This is a genomic window from Acinetobacter sp. UBA991, assembly GCF_002292065.1.
GTDB lineage: Bacteria > Pseudomonadota > Gammaproteobacteria > Pseudomonadales > Moraxellaceae > Acinetobacter > Acinetobacter higginsii.
Window position 1 is genome coordinate 149,487 of sequence record NZ_DBBF01000008.1, and the last position, 6,994, is coordinate 156,480.

The 6,994-nt window shown below is 43.2% G+C and carries 7 protein-coding genes; all 7 read left to right on the top strand.

Features of this window, described 5'->3' with window-relative positions; genetic code table 11:
• Positions 1 to 172 precede the first annotated feature (172 nt).
• Genes ribBA through glmS form a run of 7 tightly spaced genes read left to right on the top strand, consistent with a single transcriptional unit; the run spans position 173 to position 6,895 of the window.
• Positions 173 to 1,294, top strand: coding sequence for a bifunctional 3,4-dihydroxy-2-butanone-4-phosphate synthase/GTP cyclohydrolase II (ribBA, locus tag B2727_RS02345; protein WP_004803465.1), 1,122 nt, complete (start codon positions 173 to 175; stop codon positions 1,292 to 1,294).
• Between the two features lie 11 nt (positions 1,295 to 1,305).
• The gene (ribE, locus tag B2727_RS02350; RefSeq protein WP_004803462.1) at positions 1,306 to 1,776 is read left to right on the top strand and encodes a 6,7-dimethyl-8-ribityllumazine synthase; all 471 of its coding nucleotides are present in this window, start codon (positions 1,306 to 1,308) and stop codon (positions 1,774 to 1,776) included.
• A 3-nt stretch (positions 1,777 to 1,779) separates the two neighbouring features.
• Positions 1,780 to 2,229 carry a transcription antitermination factor NusB gene (nusB, locus tag B2727_RS02355; protein ID WP_004657014.1) on the top strand — a complete coding sequence of 150 codons (450 nt, stop codon included), beginning with the start codon at positions 1,780 to 1,782 and terminating at the stop codon, positions 2,227 to 2,229.
• 14 nt (positions 2,230 to 2,243) lie between these two features.
• Complete coding sequence (gene thiL / locus B2727_RS02360) at positions 2,244 to 3,161, top strand: thiamine-phosphate kinase (RefSeq protein ID WP_033132737.1); 918 nt, start codon at positions 2,244 to 2,246, stop codon at positions 3,159 to 3,161.
• Positions 3,139 to 3,660 (top strand): phosphatidylglycerophosphatase A family protein, encoded by a 522-nt coding sequence (locus tag B2727_RS02365; RefSeq protein ID WP_033132738.1) that lies wholly within the window; start codon positions 3,139 to 3,141, stop codon positions 3,658 to 3,660. The genes thiL and B2727_RS02365 overlap by 23 nt, the downstream gene beginning before the upstream one ends.
• Before the next feature lie 19 nt (positions 3,661 to 3,679).
• Positions 3,680 to 5,044, top strand: coding sequence for a bifunctional UDP-N-acetylglucosamine diphosphorylase/glucosamine-1-phosphate N-acetyltransferase GlmU (gene glmU / locus B2727_RS02370; RefSeq protein ID WP_033132739.1), 1,365 nt, complete (start codon positions 3,680 to 3,682; stop codon positions 5,042 to 5,044).
• A 12-nt stretch (positions 5,045 to 5,056) separates the two neighbouring features.
• A complete protein-coding gene (glmS, locus tag B2727_RS02375; RefSeq protein ID WP_005201678.1) occupies positions 5,057 to 6,895 on the top strand; it encodes a glutamine--fructose-6-phosphate transaminase (isomerizing) in 1,839 nt (612 codons plus the stop codon).
• Positions 6,896 to 6,994: the final 99 nt, after the last annotated feature.

Sequence of the window (6,994 nt, forward strand, 5' to 3'; positions counted from 1 at the left end):
CACTGTCTTTTAAAGTGGCAAAGCTGGGCAGGATAATGTGTTGCAAGATAATTTGTTTAGTCTGACTTTTTATTGATAAAGAAGCACAGGCGAAATTTTTTAAAATGCGGTAAACTATGCCAGATTTATCGAATACTAGTGCCTAAAAAGGCAAGATAAAAGGTGAAAGCGAATGCCGCTGAGTCATGTTGAAGAGCTTGTTGCAGATATTCGTGCAGGCAAAATGGTCATCCTGATGGATGATGAAGATCGTGAAAATGAAGGTGACTTAGTCATCGCCGCAACGCATGTTCGCCCTGAAGATATTAACTTCATGATTACCCATGCACGTGGTTTGGTTTGCTTAACACTCAGTCGCGACCGCTGTAAACAACTCAACCTTCCATTGATGGTTGATCAAAACGGCGCGCAACACGCAACCAACTTCACGCTTTCGATTGAAGCTGCAGAAGGCATCAGCACAGGTATTTCAGCTGCGGAACGTGCTCATACTATTCGTACTGCGGTTGCGGCACATGCCAAACCAAGTGATATTGTTCAACCGGGTCATATTTTCCCGTTAATGGCACAACCAGGTGGTGTTTTACACCGTGCAGGTCATACCGAAGCAGGTTGTGATCTCACCCGCTTAGCAGGTCTAGAGCCAGCGTCTGTGATCTGTGAAATTATCAATGATGACGGTACAATGGCACGTCGTCCTGATTTAGAAGTATTTGCAGAAAAACACGGCTTAAAAATTGGCACCATCGCGGACCTGATCCATTACCGCATGACCAATGAACAAACCGTTGAGCGCTTGTCTCAAGAAACCATTGAGACTGAATACGGAACGTTCGAGCTGTATAAGTATCGTGAAATCGGCAATCCTGATATTCATGTTGCCTTAGTTAAAGGTGAACCAAAACAAGGCGTCACTACGGTACGTGTTCATGGTTTCAGCCCGATTCGTGATTTATTAAAACTTAATAAAGCCGATGGTTCTCCTGCTTGGAACTTAGACCTTGCTATGCAAACGATTGCTGCAAGTGATCGCGGTGTACTGGTATGGATTGGTCAGGGTCAATTAGAAGATCTTGGTCCTGCATTGCAGAATTTAAATCAGCCAAAACCACTGAAATCCAATGCCGCACTTTCTCATCAATATCAAACCATTGGTGTGGGTGCACAGATTTTACGTGATTTAGGCGTTGAGAAAATGAAGTTGTTGAGTTCTCCACTTCGTTTCAATGCCTTATCCGGATTCAATTTAGAGGTAGTGGAATATATCACTGCCGATCAAATCACAGCAAAATAATCGAGGTTGCTATGGCAATTCGCCGAATTGAAGGTTTATTACATCTCGCAAGCGAAGGTCGTTATGCGATCTTAGTGGGTCGTTTCAACAGCTTCGTGGTTGAACATTTACTTGAAGGCGCAATCGACACTTTAAAACGCCATGGCGTTGCAGAAGAAGCGATTACTGTTATTCATGCACCAGGTGCATGGGAACTGCCGATTGTTGCGAAAAAATTAGCAGCTTCAAATAAATTTGATGCCATCATTGCATTAGGTGCAGTGATTCGTGGCAGCACACCTCACTTTGACTTTGTTGCAGGTGAATGTGCAAAAGGCTTAGGCGTAGTTGCTCTTGAAAGCACAATGCCTGTAATCAATGGTGTCTTAACGACAGACAGTATTGAACAAGCAATTGAACGTTCTGGTACGAAAGCAGGAAACAAAGGTAGCGAAGCTGCATTGACTGCAATCGAAATGGTTAACTTATTAAAGGCAATTTAAAGCATGTCGCAAACACTTCAGGCCGCTTATGCAGCGAAACGCAAAGCACGTCGTTTTGCTGTACAAGGGATTTATGAATGGCAAATGAGTCATAACCCAGTTCATGAAATTGAAGCACGCACGCGTGTTGAAAATGCCATGCACAAAGTTGACCTTAACTATTACCATGAATTGCTCACTCAAGTGGTTGCTCAACATGAAGCTTTAGATGAGTTACTCATCCCTGTACTTGACCGTGAGTTAAATGCCCTGGATGGCGTAGAACTTGCAACCTTACGACTAGGTGCTTATGAACTGCGAGATCACCTCGAAGTTCCGTATCGCGTTGTACTTGACGAAGCGATTGAGCTAGCTAAACACTTTGGTGGTGCAGACAGTCATAAATACATCAATGGTGTATTAGACCGTCTTTCATCAAAACTGCGTGAAGCTGAAAAACAGCAAGCAAAATAATAGGCTTGTGTTAAATGGCTGAGTTTTCAATTATTGAGCATTACTTTAAACGCACATCCAATACGGATGTCAGTTTAGGCATCGGTGATGACTCAGCCATTATTACCCCACCTTCTTCACAACAACTGGTGATCTGTGCAGATACACTGGTTGCTGGTCGTCATTTCCCCCTAGACACCGCTGCCCGTGCTATCGGCTGGAAAAGCGTTGCAGTCAATTTATCTGACTTGGCAGCAATGGGGGCAAAACCTCATAGTATTTTACTCGCACTGAGTCTTCCCACAGTTGATCATGACTGGCTGACTGGATTTAGTCAGGGCTTGTTTAATTGCTGCGATCAGTTCGGTGTTAGCCTGATTGGTGGTGATACCACCCAAAGCACTCAACTCACGATTAGTGTGACTGCACTAGGCTGGATTGAACACGGTCAGGCCATTACCCGTGCAGGTGCACAAGTTGGTGACTATATTTGTGTGAGTGGACAGATTGGCGATGCTGCGTTTGGATTACAGCATCTAGGGCATGCACTACAACAACGCTTAGATTATCCAACCCCACGTTGTCATTTGGGTCAACAGCTCAAAGGGTTGGCATCGAGTATGATTGATATCTCAGATGGATTGGCGCAAGACTTAGGTCATATTTTAAAAGCATCCAATGTCGGTGCAAAATTACAGCTTGAGCAACTTCCGTTAGATGCATCACTGAAACAACTGGATCTGCAACAAGCTTGGCATTATGCGCTTGCAGGTGGTGATGATTACGAATTATGCTTTACAATATCACCGCAAAACTTCAAAGAACTGTCGCGACAACAATTAGATGTTCCGCTTACAATAATCGGCGAAATTACCCAACAAACTGGATTGTTATTTGAGTATATGGGCAAAGCACACCCATTACATGTTCATGGATACCAACACTTTGCATAAGCCTCCCATTCACTTTAGCCAAATGACTTGGTTTGACCGCTTCATCGTATTCTGTGGTGTCGGTTTTGGTTCTGGTTTAGCACCCAAAGCCCCTGGAACCTTTGGTTCTGCCTTTGCACTGTTATTTGTACCACTATGGCTCTATTTGGGTCTGTCGGCCAGTATCGTTGTGGTTATTTTAATGTCCTTAATTGGCATTTATATCTGTGGACATACTGCAAAAGTCATCAATGTGCATGACGATGGTCGCATTGTCTGGGATGAGTTTGCAGGACAATCCATTACCCTCCTGCCTTTGCTCTATTTACAGCAAATGAATTGGCTGTGGGTCATTGTCGGATTCATCTTATTCCGTATATTTGATGTCTGGAAACCATTCCCAATTAGCTGGGCTGACCAAAAAGTGTCTGGCGGCTTAGGGATTATGCTAGATGACATCATTGCTGGCCTTTGGGCAGCACTCTGTATTCTTATTTTTCATTTTTATCTTTTGACTTAAGCCACTATTAGAGTTAGTTATGTCAACAACTGTTATTATTCTTGCAGCTGGGAAAGGAACGCGGATGCGTTCACAATTACCAAAAGTATTACAACCACTTGCAGGTCGTCCACTGCTTGGACATGTGATTCAAACCGCAAAAAAACTCAATGCCCAAAACATTATTACCATATATGGACATGGCGGTGAGCTGGTTAAAAAAAGCTTTGCAGCAGAACAGATTGAATGGGTTGAGCAGGCAGAACAATTAGGCACAGGCCATGCAGTACAAATGACCTTACCTGTTTTACCACAAGAAGGTGTTTCACTGATTTTATCAGGCGATGTACCTTGTATTCAGGCAGATACGCTACAAAAATTATTGGATGCATCCACTCAAACAGGCATTGGCTTAGTGACACTCACAGTCGATGATGCAACAGGTTATGGCCGGATTGTTCGCCAAGATGGTAAAATTCAGGCCATTGTTGAACATAAAGATGCCAACGAAGCACAACGCCAAATTAAAGAATTTAATACTGGCATTTATTGTGTCAGCAATGCAAAACTTCATGAATGGTTGCCTCAACTTTCTAATGAAAATGCGCAAGGTGAATATTACCTCACTGATATTGTCGCGATGGCAATTGCGGATGGCTTAGAAGTTGCCTCTGTTGAACCAGAGCTTGCGTTTGAGGTTGAAGGTGTGAATAACCGCTTACAACTTGCGACCTTGGAACGTCAGTTCCAACAGCAGCAAGCCAAAGAATTGATGCTACAAGGTGTTCACCTCATTGACCCAAATCGTTTTGATTTACGTGGTACCTTAAGCTGTGGGCAAGACGTACAAATTGATGTCAATGTTATCATCGAAGGCGACTGTGAACTGGGTGATAACGTACAACTCGGCGCAGGCTGTATTCTAAAAAATACCCGTATTGCGGCAGGTACAAAAGTTCAACCCTATAGTATTTTTGAGAATGCGATTGTCGGCGAAAACACCCAAATTGGGCCTTTCGCACGTTTACGTCCAGGTGCAAACCTTGCCAATGACGTACATATCGGCAACTTCGTAGAAGTAAAGAATACCAATATGGGTCTAGGCTCAAAAGCCAATCACTTTACTTATTTAGGTGATGCAGATATTGGCGCGAGCTGTAATATTGGTGCAGGTACCATTACCTGTAATTATGATGGTGCCAACAAACACCGTACCATTATTGAAGACAATGTATTCATTGGAACCAATAACTCCTTGGTTGCACCAATTAAAATTGGTCAAGGTGCTACAACAGGTGCAGGATCAACCCTCACTCGAGATGTAGCTGAGCATAGTTTGGCTGTCGAACGATCAAAACAGTTTGAAAAAGCAAATTATCAACGTCCCCAAAAGCTGAAAAAATAAGAGGATAAAATTATGTGTGGTATTGTTGGTGGCGTTGCTGAACGTTGTGTAACCGATATTCTGATTGAAGGACTAAAACGCCTTGAATACCGTGGCTATGACTCTGCTGGTTTAGCATTACTCAATAATCAAAAAATCTTACGTGAACGTCGTGTTGGTAAAGTTGCCAACTTGGCTGAAGCCGTGTCAGAACAGCACTTAACTGGAAATGTTGGGATTGCACACACACGCTGGGCAACTCACGGTAAACCGACAGAAAATAATGCACACCCACACGTTTCGGGTGATGTTGCAGTGGTTCATAACGGGATCATTGAAAACTACCAAGACCTTAAAGATGAATTACAAGCTTTAGGTTATGTGTTTACCTCGCAAACCGATACTGAAGTGGTTGCGCATCTCGTTAACGATGCGCTAAAGCAAACAGATAGCCTGTTGGAAGCGGTACAAAAGATTACACCACGCCTTAAGGGTGCTTATGCACTTGGGATTGTGCACACAGCACATCCAGATGAGCTGATTACGGTTCGTGAAGGTTCGCCACTGGTGATTGGTGTCGGTATTGGTGAAAACTTTATCAGTTCCGACCAATTGGCTTTATTACCAGTCACCAATCGCTTCGTTTATCTAGAAGAAGGTGATATTGCGCGTTTAACCCGTACCAGTATTGAAGTTTTTGTCAACGGCGAGCTTGTACAACGTCCAGTCAAAGAGTTAGATGCAACGGTCAGCAATGCCTCTAAGGGCGAATATAAGCACTTCATGCTCAAAGAAATTTATGAGCAGCCTGAAGCGATTCAGCAAACCATTTCTCAAGCATTGAACGGCAATAGCTTACGTGAAGATTTCCTCAATCATGCCAATGCCGATTTTGACAAGATTCAGCAAATCCAGATCATTGCCTGTGGGACCAGCTACCATGCAGGGATGATTGCTAAATATTGGTTTGAACAACTGATTGGCGTCCCTTGCCAAGTTGAGATTGCAAGTGAGTTCCGTTACCGCACACCGGTGATTGTGGCAAATACGCTGTATATCTGTATTTCACAATCTGGTGAAACAGCCGATACCTTAGCCGCATTACGTGAAACCCAAAAACGTGCCAAGGCAAGCAATATTGACATCAGTACCATGACGATTTGTAACGTTGCAACCTCATCAATGGTTCGTGAAACAGATCATCATTTACTGACGCTTGCTGGTCCTGAAATTGGGGTGGCGTCAACAAAAGCCTTTACCACGCAACTTGCAGCATTGATGTTATTGATCTTAAAAATTGGTCAAGTCAAAAATCGCTTGTCTGATGCTCAATTGAATGAGATCACAACAGCACTTTGGCATTGTCCAAAAGTGATTTTAGATACCTTACAAGGTGATACTGAAATTCTGCGTTTATCTGCATTATTCGTTGAGAAAAATCACTGCTTATTCTTAGGCCGTGGGACTCATTTCCCAATCGCACTCGAAGGTGCATTGAAACTGAAAGAAATTTCATATATTCATGCCGAAGGTTATGCTGCAGGTGAATTGAAGCATGGGCCATTGGCATTAGTGGATAATGAAATGCCTGTGGTCATCTTGGCACCACAAGATGACATGCTCGATAAACTCAAATCGAACATGGAAGAAGTACAAGCCCGTGGTGGTGAATTATTTGTCTTTGCAGATGAAAATAGCGGTATTCACGGTAAAGATCGTCAACACGTGGTTCATGTGCCAGCGGTAAATGAATGGTTAGCACCGATCGTTTACAGCGTGCCTGTACAACTGCTGTCTTATCATGTTGCCGTGTTACGTGGTACTGATGTCGATCAACCACGTAACCTCGCCAAGAGTGTTACGGTCGAGTAATTCGATACTTAGTAAGTTTGATTATACACTCACTAAGTATTTCTTTATTACTCTCATACAGTTTGTACGACCCTGACTATAAAAAAAGCGCCATAAAGA